The sequence below is a fragment of the Dysgonomonas sp. ZJ709 genome, from assembly GCF_011039195.1.
Classification (GTDB): domain Bacteria; phylum Bacteroidota; class Bacteroidia; order Bacteroidales; family Dysgonomonadaceae; genus Dysgonomonas.
Map to the genome: position 1 here is coordinate 1 of NZ_JAAKEM010000048.1, position 12,625 is coordinate 12,625.

The following is a 12,625-nucleotide window of genomic DNA, read 5'->3' on the forward strand; positions in this document are numbered from 1 at the left end:
TCGGCATTTAAATGGCTGATTATGTCTTGGGGAGAGAATAAAAAAAACTCCCTAAGAATCTATCTTAGAGAGTTTTGTCTTGTTTTGTCAGAAATAAGTCGTTGATTTTCTGATCTTTATGTGATCCCGCTGGGACGGGTCTTATATCTTCAACTCAGCTATACAAGCCAGTTTACATGATGTCTAAAAAGTAGTCCTTGACTTAGGCTACGATTGTATTTCACTATTTTTCTGCTTACTTCACAACTTCTTGTGGCGGTACTGTAAAGGTAGTAATTTTTTTGATAGAATAAACTAAAAGTAAACATATTTGTTTATCTTTGTAAAAAGTGTTGTTTATGAATAATCTCATTGAAATAATAAAAGGTATTCATCCGGGAAAGTTTATCGAAAGAGAACTGAATAAGAAGAACCTCACTCAACGTGCGTTGGCTGAGGAAACGGCTATTCCATATCAAACCATTAATGCGATTATAGCAGGTAGACGTGATCTAACTACTGAACAGGCTCTTAAAATAGATCAGGTATTAGGGTATGAGGAAGGTTTTTTTGCGATTCTTCAAACCCATTATGATATAAAACAGTTTAAGGATAAAGAGCTAGCAAATATTTATACAGAAGCCCCTCATATTCGCAAGTCTTTATTTTGGGATACCGATTTTAATAAAATCAATTGGGCTAAATACAAAAATGCTGTAATTAAACGTGTTTTTGAAAGAGGAAGTAAAGACGAAATTGAGGAAATTACCCGATATTATAATCTATCAATGAAATAAAATTCAAAACGATGGCTATCACACTTCATTATGAAACTGTCACACCTTTGTTGAGAAAAACTCTCAACGATATAATGGCTAATCCTATATTTGAACCGTTCTATTTGGTTGGTGGTACTTCCCTTAGTTTACGGTTAGGGCATAGAATATCGGTCGATATAGACTTATTTACCAATGCTCCTTATGGCAGCTTGAACTTCTCTGTTTATGAAAAATTCTTTCAGGAGAATTACCCCTATTATTACTGTACGGACAAAACCGATCTTATAGGTTTTGGCCGGTCATATTATGTTGGAGAGTCGGAAGATGAAAATATAAAGGTCGATTTATATTACCATGATGAGATTATTGATCCTTGCGATATTATCGATAACATTCGGATTGCAAGTCTTGACGATGTTGTTGCTATGAAAGTCGATGTTGTTTCTCGTGGTGGTCGCAAAAAGGACTTTTGGGATTTACACGAACTTTTGAATACTTACACAATTCCTCAAATGTTAGAGCTACATCAACAACGCCATGAATATACTCATGATCGGGATCAGATTATTGCTAATTTTACAGATTTCACTTCTGCCGATGAGGATATTGATCCTATCTGCCTGAAAGGGAAAGAATGGGAGTTGGTGAAGTTGGATTTTGTAGAAGTGGTTACTTTTTCTTTTTTTTAATTGTCTTTAGAGCTTTACTTGAATTATTATTACCTTTTTTTATTTCCTCTTTCTTGTCTTCATCTGAATAAGTGCACGGTCGTAAAAGAATAGAAGCCTTACCAATACTATATATATCCGAAACCGCATCTTTTATTCTAAATATAGAAAATAACAGAAAGAATATTATTAGAAAAGCACAAATTGAGTTGACTTCAACTTCATACATGGAGGGAATTTCCAGAATAGCAACAAATTTTATAATAATGATAAGTAAGAGAGTGATAATCAGAAAATAAATAGCAGCAGAAAATGACGAATTTAAATCGTGTAACAATGTATTGCCTTCGTCGGTCTCAGATAACTGATCTGCTTTATTGCTACTAAAGAAAGATGTAATTATAGCATAGCTTGCAACCAAAAAAGCAAGTATACTAGGAATTAAAGTAAAGCAAGTTGATAGAATTTCCTTTAAAATAATATACATCGAGACCTCTTTAAAAAAGAACATAAGTAAGCATATTATTAGTGATATAATAAATGACAACTTTGAATCTTCATAAAAATCCCCTAAAGTATAGTGCTCAAAAACTCCCTTCCACCCAAATTTTGGCATCTTTTATTTTATCTAAATAATGACATTATTTTATTATATACAACATTATGTATAGAGTTTAATGTATAAGATATTTTTTCTTCTTTAGGATAATCTTCGGTATATACCTTTTCTGGGCTACTTCCCTCCATTTTTATTATTCTAGCCTCAACTTCTCCATTACTTTTTGCGGTTTCTATTATCGCTTTCCCTAAAGAATCATCACCTACATCAATATTACCTCCCCTTGGAGCTTGAAGTCCAACATTAGCTTTGTTAGCTCCCGAACTTTCAATCTTATTTTGAAAAATCTTAGTGAATTTTTCCGACAAATCTCTATTACTATAAGTGAACTCACTCTTTATAGATAAAACTTTGAAAGCACCTTCAATAATATCAATAAAGTCTTTAGAGGTTTCAATATCAATAAATATTTCTTGCTCTAGAATATTTTCTTCATCTAAATATCTTCTTGTTGCCCCTTCAAAATATTTCTTAATTGCAGATGGACTAATTGAGCTATTCTTCAGAATTGCAAATCTATGAGCTTCAGGGATAAAATAAAAAAAGGTTGTTCGATGATTTGCACCTAAATTATCAAATCCCTCTGGATTCTCAACCCTTTCTTTGCGTAATAAATCTAGAAAACCATTTGGTTCAAGACCTGTATATTCTACTAATTTTCCTTGTAATACTCGACCATCCAAATATGATAATAATGAATTAAAAACTATGTATTTTTCTCTACGTACAAGTACTGCATAATCTTTTTCAAAAAGTTTGTGAAACAAATTAATATAATCATTCTGCCCTTCGTTTGGTAAAATACGGATATTTAAAAAACGTAAAGTCCCTTTTTTGAGGCGATCTCCTTCAAGTAAAGTTCTTCTATTCATAAGTCAAGATTTAGAATTAATAATGATTAACTTATGCAAGTTACAAAAATATATGAGATGCATATGTTTTATATTCCAATTTATCCACGTTTAATTACATTTTCAATCCCTTACTTCGATTCTTATTCTCTTGCTGTCTGTCAACATCTATCTTTTGTTTCTCGTCTGCACTTTTGCCTATCTGCTTATCTACATCTAAGCCTATTTGCCTATCTTTTCTTTCATCGACAATTTGTCGTTCCTGCATTTTAAGTTGTTCAGTTATACTGCCGTTCTTCATTGTGTTACAATATTCAAAGGTTTCTGTTAATTGCCTGTCATAGTTAAACAAGATATCAAAGCCTTTTTCTACTTGCTGAAAGAGATTCGTCCTATCAAAACCTCCCTTAACCGTTCCTTTTTTTGTGTTTTTATGATTGGTTAATGGAGATAATTTCTTAGTATTCGATTGGTCTTTCCTGCTAACTATCAAATGACAGTGCATATTATTTTCGTTACTATCTGATCTGCTTCTATCAAAATGTATCTTGCCATAGAATTTAATATCTTCTGCGGACAAACCTTTTTTGAAGTTCTTGGCATATTCTGGAATAAACACTTCCTGAATATATCTTCTCATGGCTTCGGCTTGTTTCTGTTCGGTATTGCCCATTGCTTGCAACTCCTTAACCGATGGACTAATATGAATAGCATAAAACTTGGCATCCGTTTTTAGTAGCTGACCGATATTGCCGTCTATATCTTTTACTACTTGTGATTTATATAGGTTATCTTCCGTCAGATTGAAAAAGCCTTCGGTATAAATACCTTTCTCCATACGCTCCATATCTTCGTGTTCAAGGTACGATGCCAATCTTCGGCTACTGCCTGCATTGTTATATGTACCCTTAGACGGTGGCGGAAAGTCTACATTCATGGCTTACTTTTCATTTATCAGATTTATAATTTCAGACTTTAGGTTCTCTTTTCGTTTACCATCCATCACTCCACAGGCTGACAACTCCGAATAAAGAGAGATCAGCTTTAGTAGCTTCTTATTATCCCTCTGCTGTACTTGGGATAGGCTGTTGATAACTTTGGAATGGTTTGTTATAACATCGGCTACTTTACCGAACTGTTCATCCAACTTCCTCAATACGTTAACAAGCGTATCTTTTGAGTTGGCTATTTCTGAATCCAGTTTTTCGGATATAGTTTTAACAACTGTATCGAACTTTACGGCTATAGAATTACTTGTGCGTATCATCGGATTGAGTTGTTCTTCTTCGTAGTGTCGGATAAAACGGATAATATCATCCTGCCGTTTATTGATCTTCGCTAGTTCCGCTTTTGTTGATTCAGGAACTTCACTTGGATTGATATTTGCCTTATCCAGATACAGAAAAGCTAATTTTGTAATTTCTCCTTTTTTCAGTGAATATCGTTTACAGAGTTTCTCTATTATTTTGTCCGTTTCCTTATCTATCGCTATGGTGGTAAATATAGTTTTTCTATTCTGTTTTTCCATTGTTATAACTATTTTATAGTTATTCATATATCTAACTTACTCAAATAGAATTGTATATCAATTCGAATTATAGCAAGTGTTATAACAGTGCTTTCAGATAAAGCACTAAAGCCGAAGGCTTTGCCCCGCAGGGCAAGAGGAGAACAGGACGATAGTCCAGTTCCCTCTTGCTCAATTTAGCTAAACAATCTGAGCGGTTGAGCGAAGGTGTTTCTGCTAAATACGGAGTCTTTAGGGAGGGTGATGAGCCAAACACAGCCCTCACCATTTTGCTCTATTCTGCTTAGATGGAAGAAAGCAGAATCATTTCAGTATCTTGTCCTCTTCTATGCCCTTGTTGAACATCACAATCTCTTTTTTCGAGGCATAGGATTGAATAAAATCTTTCACATCTGCCATGCGATAAAAGGTCTTTCGCCTGACAAGAAAATAGCGAAGTTGACCACTATCCCGATATCTTTGGAGAGTCCGATAGCTGACCTTTAGGAGAAATGCCAGATCCTGATTATCTAACAGCTTATCATCATTGGCAAATGCTTCTCCTGTTGCCATCATTGCTTTTAAGTCACTTCCTATAATTGTCAGCTTCTTTGATAATTTCTCCATCCATTGAATAAAGTCCTCATTATCTAAATACATAATACATTGTTTTTGAAATTAATAATCTGATTAATTCCAATCGATTGGTAAAGCAAAGGACAGACAAATGGGGACAGATAAAAAGAGAGGTCACCAGTGACCTCCCCATTTCATATTTGTAATAAGTTAATAGTCAAAGAAATAAAAGTTCATTATTTTTCATTATTTCTCTTTCGGCTTTCTTTATTAAGTAAGTTTCGTAAAGAATCCAATAGTTTGGTAAGATTGTACCCTTTGCGGTCAAATAACTTGACTTGTTTCTTGTATATATCTCCAAATTTAAAATTGAACATTTGCTCAAAGGCTCTTGCAATCTCGATCAGTGTCGCTTTACGTCCTCCTTTCATATATATTCCTCCAAGAAGGAATAAGGCAACCACCAACTCTACAAAACTAATAATTCCCAAGCCATCATCTGACTTAGGAATTATATATAAATCGGATTTGAATGTTTGTTCTTTAATAAACCGTTCAGGATGAGAGAATCTTGTTTCCAATAGCACTAATTCAGAGTCAATAACAGTAATTACTTTCTGACAATACTGATTTTTAAACGCATTTTTTCCCCTGCTCGTATAAGATTTGTGTTTGTAATGCTTGGAGCTCTATACGAGTTAGATTCAATAATCGAAAGACTGTCTGATAGCCTGTTTCGGATTGATTTAAGGTTAATACTTCTGCTACAAAGTTTTCATAGGCTTGTTGCATTTCTTGGTTTGCGACTGTTTGTGAGTTGTTCTTTAATAAGTTAAATAACTCGGTTTTACATAGATCATTCATAAGCATAATTTTAAAATGGTGAATAAATTGGATTCTATTTTGATAAATCCATGTATGCCGAATGATTGTATTCTAGTTGCATTTATATCTTCTCCAAAATTTATAATGAGTAAGTGATGTAAATGAAATTAATTTCGAGATAAACCGATTTTTTAATAAAACTTGCTGTACTCTGTAAAATGCACTTGTCAAGCCAATTAATATTACGTTGAAAAATAAAAAGTCCACTGCCCAATATTGTATAGATTCAGGTAAGATGTTATGGAATATATATGTACATAAGACTGAAGTAAAATAAAATACGACTATCCATAGTCCATGTGTTGTTTCTATCGCATTGGTGGGACAATTATTCATACATTTCATACAACTTTCACATCTAAAAGTCCAAAAAGGACGATCGTTGACTTTCTTAATAGCCTTAACAGGGCATTGCTTTATGCATAAATTACAATTTGTACATTCCGATGAAACATAATACGATTTTGCTAGGAAAAATCTACCTATCGCATAATAAGTAAATGAGACAGGAGATATAAGTACATCCTGAATAATGTCTTTTCGTGCGACAAAATTTCTATTCTGTGAATAAAGCTTCTCGAAATGCTTCTTTGCTCTGATATAGTTCTTTTCGAAAATAAATTGTGCTGATTTCTCTCTGATTGCGGGATGTATAGAAATCCAATTCGAAGGCATATCAAAGGGAATTTCTCCGATAATTTTATATCCTTTCTTCTTCAAAATAAGAGAGGACAATATAAAAGCTACTCCAGTTAATCCGAGAGTAACTTTTCCCCTTACTTTCATTCCTGCTCTAGTATTCATCAGCAGCACACGATTCTTCCCTTTCGGAAGTCTATGGATAAAATTGAGTGTGATTTTTGGATAATTGAATCCATGTATGGGTGAAATAATTCCTATTAAACAATCAGGTTCAATCATTTCTAAACTACTGCTATTTATATTTTCAATATCAACTAATTGACAGAAAATACCCTTCTCCATAGCAAATTCAGAGAACCATTGAGCAACTCTTTTCGAATTTCCAGTTCCAGAAAAATAGAATAATATTATTTTTTGAATCGCTTTCATATTGGCAAATCGTGTATTAAATATAAAAATAAAGCAAATTAATTATCAGAAACTTACATTTCTTGCTAACATGTACTTGAGTATTTTATGTAGTTTTACAATATTATGGCAAATAGGAAGGAAATAAGTTTAAATGACTATATATCGAGAATTAATTCGGTTATCATTTATATTGAGAAAAATATAGATAAACCCCTAAACCTTGATACTATTGCTTATTATGCAAACTTTTCTCCATTTCATTTTCACAGAATCTTTACAGCTTTGGAAGGAGAAACTCCTGCCGATTTTATTCTTAGACTACGAATCGAAAAAGTAGCAAGGCTACTTCAAGAGAATAAAGATACTTCAATAATAGAAATCGCTTATAGTTGTGGCTTCACAAATTATACTTCCTTTAATCGAGCTTTCAAAAAGCACTTTGATATGACAGCCCAAAAGTTTCGTAAATTCGAAAAAGCGATCTATGTCAAAGATAAACAGTTCTATAATATTAAAGGAGAATTAGTAAATAGAACAAATAACACTATTGACTATAAAGAAACTGAGACTTCAGTATTTGAGCATAATTTAATTATTGAAAATGCTGATATTCAAATTAAGAAAATGCCAGCATATCAAGTGGCTTATATTCGTTATATTGGTGATTTTTTTCAAATTGGTGAAACCTATGACAAATTACTAAATTGGGCTACTCAAAACAACCTATTAAATATTCCAGAGGTCAAATTATTTACTGTTTATCACGATGATCCGTCAGTAACAAAATTGGATAAGCATCGTCAAAGTGTGTGTATTACTATTCCTGCTAACATTAAGGTTGAAAGAGGTATCAGTAAAATGGTTATTGATGAAGGAAAATATTTAGTCGGCATTTTTGAGTTATTTGATGTTGATTTTGAAAAAGCGTGGAACACCATGTACTTGACTTTAATCAAAAGAAACTTAAAGTTCAGAGATAGCTATATCTATGAAATGTATAAGCCTAAAGCACGCACATTATTATTCTCCCAGCCTTATAAAGTTCAAATGTGTATCCCTATTGAATAATTCTTCCTTTTTTCAACTGATAAACACTCCATTTAAAAAGAGAATAATAAAAGCAAGGTTTTACCAAAGAATACTCTTTTGAAAAAAGGAAGATTCTTTGAGTAAACCCGAAGGGCTTGACCTTGCTGTATTATTCTCTGATTATACATTTGTGTTCAGATGAAAGAAAAGAAGCCTAGAGCGAAAATTGTTTATCCACCTCTTGAATATCTCTCATTATGGAACTATCCAATACTTTCGCATAATGTTGAGTCGTGCGAATGTTGGAATGCCCCAAGATTTTAGCGACATTTTCCAATGAGACTTTGTTGGCTAAAAACACAATGGTAGCCGCTGTATGCCTAGCAACGTGTGTGCTAAGCTTCTTCGTAATTCCGCACACATCGGCAATTTCCTTCAAATAACTATTCATGCGCTGATTGCTCGGAACTGGAAATAGAACTCCGTTTTTTATGCAAGTTGGATGATCTGCATATTTATCTATCAAGGCTTTTGCTACCGTGATTAAAGGAATATTACACATATTGTTGGTCTTTTGCCTATTCTTGCGAATCCACAATGAGCCATTGTTATCCTTAACCAAATGCTCTGGTTTTAATTGTTCAATATCCGAAAATGCTAATCCACTGAAACATTGGAAGAGGAAGATATCCTTTACAGTACTTAATCTTTCGATAGTAAACTCCTTTTGAATTATAGAATTTAGTTCTTCTTGTGTAAGAAACTCTACATTCGTTTCCTCAAATTTAAATCTGTATGTTGTGAATGGGTCTTTCTGTATCCAGTCATTAGAATATGCTATACGCATAATCTTCTTTACTTGCTTCAATCGGGTAATAGCTGTATTCTGGGCACAGTTTTTTTCTGTCTTTAGAAAGATGTCAAATTTTTGAATGAAGGGTAGGTCAATATCTTTTAAGTTGATATCTGATTTCTTATACTCTTTTTTTAAGAATTCTTGTAAATATCGGACTGTACCTTCAAAACGGACAATTGTTTTTTGAGCATACCCTTTACCTTGCAGTTGTTTGATTTCCTTGTTGTGTTCTTCAAAAACTTCTATAAGGGTTTTCTGCTTTTCCTCGACACCACAAAAGCGGTTACAAATCTCTTTTGCTGATATTTCGAGATTGTCGGCTTCTAATTGCCTGTGAATATTCTGAATCTTGGCTCTGACCGTATCGATATACATATTGATCTCGGTGGATAGCTTGTCTTTGGTTTTAAGCTTCCCTTTGGTCTGATCCCAGTTCTCGACAAGTGTACTTCTTCGGATAAACATTTCACAGAACCGCTTGTCTACAGTGATTCTCATTGAGATTGGTGCTTCTCCGTTTGCTTTGATTTTATTCTTTTTGAGAAAGAATAAAACATGGAAAGATTTTTGTTTCATTTTACTACTTTTTTGGTGGTTAAAATTACGTTTAAACCATCAAGTAGTCATGATGTAAATTACTGACAAATAGCGACTAATACTCATAATCGTGGACCATTTTTCATTCTCTTGCTTGTCCACGATTTAGGCATGATTATACTGCCTGAAATTACCGTTTTCTGCCTATTTGTACAAAAGAAGTAAATCCTTGATTTTCTACTGAAAATCAAGGATTTACTTCTTTTTGCATCATTTGTTTGTGATCCCGCTGGGAATCTTTATATTTTGCAGAAACGTTATTCTGTCTACAAATCAGAGCATTACTTGGAAGTAATTCCCACTATTTTCCCCACGAAATATTTTCAACGTTTTGCTGTCGATTATATTTTTGCTGAGATTCTATACCTACAAAGTTAGGATTCTAAACTAAAAAAGCAAATTAATTAATAGTAATTCTGCTTACATATCATCCATTGCCAAATCTAAAAACTGAATGTCTTGCGATAAAGTGAAGATACTATTTTAAATAAAATTCGGGACTTTAAAAATCAGACTATTTTTTCATTAATAAGACCTCTTAATAATTGCTCATACTGTTCTTTTATCGGTAACTCATATTCGATATAAAGTTCATTACGGGTGTATATAGTCTTTTCTTTCGTCTTTTTATTTATCCCTTCTTTTTGAACTGATTTAGAATAAAGTCCAGTTCCTCTTTTCTGCCATGAAGGAAGCTCGTTGTAATTAATTCCATGTGAAAACAATAACTCATTCTTATCAGGAATACTCATTCCTGAGATTTCTTTCGTAGCTTCTGTTTTAGACAATCCGTTTTTGCGAAGCAGCCAATAACAGTGAGCATTTAGAGAATTTCTGTGTGAGTCTTCATTTCTCCATCGGAAATAGTCAATAACTAAGTCTATGTTTGGCAGTTCGGATATTCGGCAATCAAAAGCAGCAGGCTGTCCAAGCAAAACTGAAAATTTAGCACTGGCTTCTCCTGCCAATACAGAATTAAGTTTTCTTGTTTTTCGGGAGAAGCCATTGTCATTTAGGTGAAATAATAAGGATATCTCATCACTTTGGGTATATCCGTATATAATTTTGAAACCGCAATCCATTAGATGCTTTGTTGTCTCTACCATATAATCTCTAAAACGAACATCAAAGGGTGTTTCAAAAGATACTTTCTCTTTTGTCAGTTTAGTAAAACCCCTGCCATCGATACGGGCAACAATGTATATTTCGGGAGAAACGCATAGATCATGAATGGTTTCAAATACCCGCATCTTTTTATCTAACTCATTAAAATTCATATTTCCCAATTTTTAATAATGAATTTGTTTTCGATTAACTCAACATAATATATTTCGTCAAAGCCTTCATCAAAAGAAGGGAGTTCCAATTTGTTAAAAGTTGCTTTAATTCCTACATCTGGAATCCTTTCTTTGCCTATGCGTTCGGTATTTCTGTTTAATGCATCTTCTATTTTAGACTGAAAATAATAGCAAATTAGTTTACAGTCTCTCTTCTCTCTAATCTTTTCAATATATTTGCCTCTGTCATTCCGTGAAGGATTCGTATTATCAATTAAGAATGATTGTTCAGTTTCCAAGCAAAGGTCAATAAAGCGATTTTCTCTATTTCTGGTTTTCAGTAAATCCATGGAAATATGAACATGAGTCTTAAAAAAGTTTTGCTTGTAGAAGGAACTCTTCCCTGTAGCCTGAATTCCACAAAAGATAACTGCTACCATGTCATTCTTCAATTAATTCATAATTTGTACTTCTTCCACCCTCATCTGTCTTTTGCAGAACACCTTTATTTATTAAGTCCTGAATATCCCTTAAAGCACTGTCTGTTGAACATTTATTTATTTTAGCCCATTTGGATGATGTCAGTTTTCCTTCAAATCCATCCCATAATAAGTTTACCATTTTAGTTTGGCGGTCATTCATACTTACTAAACGATTCTTTTCCCAAAAGTTGGCTTTTAATAAAACCCTGCCCAATGAGCTTTCAGCGTCAATCAAGGCAATTTCCAAACAATCCAGAAACCAAGTCAGCCATTCCGTTATATCAGGGCTGCCTTTCTGCGTTTTTTCTAAAATATCGTAATATTGTTTTCTTTGTTTTCGTATTTGTGAAGACATACTATAAAATCGGTGTGGTATCTCATCGGCACGAGTCAGGAACATATCCGCTATTGTTCTGGCGATACGTCCGTTCCCATCATCGAATGGATGTATGGTGACAAACCATAGATGTGCTATTGCTGCTTTCAATACAGGGTCTATCTTATTGTCATCATTGACCCATGATAGAAAAGTACTCATTTCTTTGGGTACAGCTAACGAATCAGGAGCTTGGTAATGTACTTTTTCTTTTCCCATTGCACCAGAGACAACTTGCATTGCTCCTCCTTCGTCTTTTCGCCAATCTCCCACAGTTATTTTATGCATACCGCTTCTTCCAGTAGGGAACAGTGCTGCATGCCAACCAAAAAGCCTTTCTTCTGATAGGGGCAGATTATAATTTTGTGTGGCATCTATCATTACCTCTACTACTCCGTCTACATATCGGTCAACTTCGGTCAAGCCTGAAATATCCATCCCCAAGTGGCGGGCTACAGATGAGCGAACCTGATCACTATCTAATATTTCCCCTTCTATTTCGGAGGATTTAGTAACCTCAGTTGTGAGTGTGTCTAGAATTGCTTTGTTTTTTAAATCAAAGCCAAGTGCACTCATCTTGCCTACAAGCCGTCCTTGTAAAGCCCTGACTTTACCCAGTTGATAGGATATAATTTTATCATCCCATTTGAAGTTAGTCCAATCTTTTTGCTGCCAAATATATATCTTTTTCATATTCACTGCATATTATGCGGTAAATATAAATATTATTCTCCGCATAAGAAAATTATTCTCCGCAAATATTGAGGGGATTGTTTCGTTATGTTATTTGATATTCCTAATATCTGATAAATTACAGCCTACAAAATTAAATACTAAGCTAGCTATTTAATATTTAGGCTACAAGATGTTATCCTCGAATATAGAGATAACGATTTGGTAGCTGTGCTAATTTTATTAAATTACAGCGAATTACGTAGGTTTAGAAGATGAATAAAAGGTATACTGTATAATATAATTGAAAAGTAGTCCACTAAAATAATTGAAAAGTATACCACCGGTTAAGTAAAATCCGCTAGAGCTTCTAATAAAGCCCTGCATTTTACTAACAAATATTAACATTATAAATTCCT

At 33.6% G+C, this 12,625-nt stretch carries 15 protein-coding genes; 3 read left to right on the forward strand and 12 right to left on the reverse strand.

All coding sequences use genetic code 11. The features are described 5' to 3' along the window. Positions 1 to 338 precede the first annotated feature (338 nt). Positions 339 to 776, forward strand: coding sequence for a HigA family addiction module antitoxin (locus G7Y56_RS17765; RefSeq protein ID WP_165045702.1), 438 nt, complete (start codon positions 339 to 341; stop codon positions 774 to 776). Between the two features lie 11 nt (positions 777 to 787). Then, positions 788 to 1,447, forward strand: a complete 660-nt coding sequence (locus G7Y56_RS17770) for a nucleotidyl transferase AbiEii/AbiGii toxin family protein (protein ID WP_165045704.1) — start codon at positions 788 to 790, stop codon at positions 1,445 to 1,447. Here the strand turns inward: G7Y56_RS17770 and G7Y56_RS17775 are convergent. The 8 genes from G7Y56_RS17775 to G7Y56_RS17810 all read right to left on the reverse strand — a co-directional run bounded on the left by G7Y56_RS17775 (position 1,428) and on the right by G7Y56_RS17810 (position 6,935). Further along, positions 1,428 to 1,913 carry a hypothetical protein gene (locus tag G7Y56_RS17775; RefSeq protein WP_165045706.1) on the reverse strand — a complete coding sequence of 162 codons (486 nt, stop codon included), beginning with the start codon at positions 1,911 to 1,913 and terminating at the stop codon, positions 1,428 to 1,430. The two genes, G7Y56_RS17770 and G7Y56_RS17775, sit on opposite strands and share 20 nt — an antisense overlap. Before the next feature lie 137 nt (positions 1,914 to 2,050). Beyond that, a complete protein-coding gene (locus G7Y56_RS17780) occupies positions 2,051 to 2,917 on the reverse strand; it encodes a DUF4747 family protein (protein WP_165045708.1) in 867 nt (288 codons plus the stop codon). A gap of 94 nt (positions 2,918 to 3,011) precedes the next feature. Further along, positions 3,012 to 3,833: a DUF5712 family protein gene (locus G7Y56_RS17785; RefSeq protein ID WP_165045710.1), complete on the reverse strand. Its 822-nt coding sequence runs from the start codon at positions 3,831 to 3,833 to the stop codon at positions 3,012 to 3,014. Between the two features lie 3 nt (positions 3,834 to 3,836). Beyond that, on the reverse strand, positions 3,837 to 4,424 hold the full coding sequence (locus tag G7Y56_RS17790) for a BfmA/BtgA family mobilization protein (protein ID WP_165045712.1): 588 nt from the start codon (positions 4,422 to 4,424) through the stop codon (positions 3,837 to 3,839). A gap of 303 nt (positions 4,425 to 4,727) precedes the next feature. After that, positions 4,728 to 5,063, reverse strand: coding sequence for a helix-turn-helix domain-containing protein (locus G7Y56_RS17795; RefSeq protein WP_165045714.1), 336 nt, complete (start codon positions 5,061 to 5,063; stop codon positions 4,728 to 4,730). A gap of 152 nt (positions 5,064 to 5,215) precedes the next feature. Next, a complete protein-coding gene (locus tag G7Y56_RS17800) occupies positions 5,216 to 5,566 on the reverse strand; it encodes an RteC domain-containing protein (protein ID WP_255498804.1) in 351 nt (116 codons plus the stop codon). A 46-nt stretch (positions 5,567 to 5,612) separates the two neighbouring features. Further along, positions 5,613 to 5,843 (reverse strand): hypothetical protein, encoded by a 231-nt coding sequence (locus G7Y56_RS17805; protein WP_255498805.1) that lies wholly within the window; start codon positions 5,841 to 5,843, stop codon positions 5,613 to 5,615. 72 nt (positions 5,844 to 5,915) lie between these two features. Further along, positions 5,916 to 6,935, reverse strand: coding sequence for an EFR1 family ferrodoxin (locus G7Y56_RS17810; RefSeq protein WP_165045718.1), 1,020 nt, complete (start codon positions 6,933 to 6,935; stop codon positions 5,916 to 5,918). Positions 6,936 to 7,040: 105 nt separating this feature from the next. Between G7Y56_RS17810 and G7Y56_RS17815 the strand changes: the two genes are divergently transcribed. Then, entirely contained in the window at positions 7,041 to 7,985 is a 945-nt protein-coding gene (locus G7Y56_RS17815; protein ID WP_165045720.1) for a GyrI-like domain-containing protein, read from the forward strand. A 175-nt stretch (positions 7,986 to 8,160) separates the two neighbouring features. Here G7Y56_RS17815 and G7Y56_RS17820 read toward each other — a convergent pair whose 3' ends face one another. From G7Y56_RS17820 to G7Y56_RS17835, 4 genes are all read right to left on the reverse strand, one after another. Next, positions 8,161 to 9,378 (reverse strand): site-specific integrase, encoded by a 1,218-nt coding sequence (locus tag G7Y56_RS17820; protein WP_165045722.1) that lies wholly within the window; start codon positions 9,376 to 9,378, stop codon positions 8,161 to 8,163. Positions 9,379 to 9,908: 530 nt separating this feature from the next. Beyond that, entirely contained in the window at positions 9,909 to 10,676 is a 768-nt protein-coding gene (locus tag G7Y56_RS17825) for a tRNA(His) guanylyltransferase Thg1 family protein (protein ID WP_165045724.1), read from the reverse strand. Next, positions 10,673 to 11,116, reverse strand: coding sequence for an ATP-binding protein (locus tag G7Y56_RS17830; RefSeq protein ID WP_165045726.1), 444 nt, complete (start codon positions 11,114 to 11,116; stop codon positions 10,673 to 10,675). Before G7Y56_RS17830 ends, G7Y56_RS17825 begins: the two co-directional genes overlap by 4 nt. A gap of 1 nt (position 11,117) precedes the next feature. Next, entirely contained in the window at positions 11,118 to 12,227 is a 1,110-nt protein-coding gene (locus G7Y56_RS17835) for a Fic family protein (RefSeq protein WP_165045728.1), read from the reverse strand. Positions 12,228 to 12,625 lie beyond the last annotated feature (398 nt).

Bases quoted from the DNA above. Each gene is read 5' to 3' on its own strand.
- G7Y56_RS17830 (WP_165045726.1), bottom strand. From the start codon at position 11,116: ATGGTAGCAGTTATCTTTTGTGGAATTCAGGCTACAGGGAAGAGTTCC.
- G7Y56_RS17835 (WP_165045728.1), bottom strand. From the start codon at position 12,227: ATGAAAAAGATATATATTTGGCAGCAAAAAGATTGGACTAACTTCAAA.
- G7Y56_RS17770 (WP_165045704.1), top strand. From the start codon at position 788: ATGGCTATCACACTTCATTATGAAACTGTCACACCTTTGTTGAGAAAA.
- G7Y56_RS17790 (WP_165045712.1), bottom strand. From the start codon at position 4,424: ATGGAAAAACAGAATAGAAAAACTATATTTACCACCATAGCGATAGAT.
- G7Y56_RS17820 (WP_165045722.1), bottom strand. From the start codon at position 9,378: ATGAAACAAAAATCTTTCCATGTTTTATTCTTTCTCAAAAAGAATAAA.
- G7Y56_RS17815 (WP_165045720.1), top strand. From the start codon at position 7,041: ATGGCAAATAGGAAGGAAATAAGTTTAAATGACTATATATCGAGAATT.
- G7Y56_RS17765 (WP_165045702.1), top strand. From the start codon at position 339: ATGAATAATCTCATTGAAATAATAAAAGGTATTCATCCGGGAAAGTTT.
- G7Y56_RS17810 (WP_165045718.1), bottom strand. From the start codon at position 6,935: ATGAAAGCGATTCAAAAAATAATATTATTCTATTTTTCTGGAACTGGA.
- G7Y56_RS17795 (WP_165045714.1), bottom strand. From the start codon at position 5,063: ATGTATTTAGATAATGAGGACTTTATTCAATGGATGGAGAAATTATCA.
- G7Y56_RS17780 (WP_165045708.1), bottom strand. From the start codon at position 2,917: ATGAATAGAAGAACTTTACTTGAAGGAGATCGCCTCAAAAAAGGGACT.
- G7Y56_RS17805 (WP_255498805.1), bottom strand. From the start codon at position 5,843: ATGAATGATCTATGTAAAACCGAGTTATTTAACTTATTAAAGAACAAC.
- G7Y56_RS17775 (WP_165045706.1), bottom strand. From the start codon at position 1,913: ATGTATATTATTTTAAAGGAAATTCTATCAACTTGCTTTACTTTAATT.
- G7Y56_RS17825 (WP_165045724.1), bottom strand. From the start codon at position 10,676: ATGAATTTTAATGAGTTAGATAAAAAGATGCGGGTATTTGAAACCATT.
- G7Y56_RS17785 (WP_165045710.1), bottom strand. From the start codon at position 3,833: ATGAATGTAGACTTTCCGCCACCGTCTAAGGGTACATATAACAATGCA.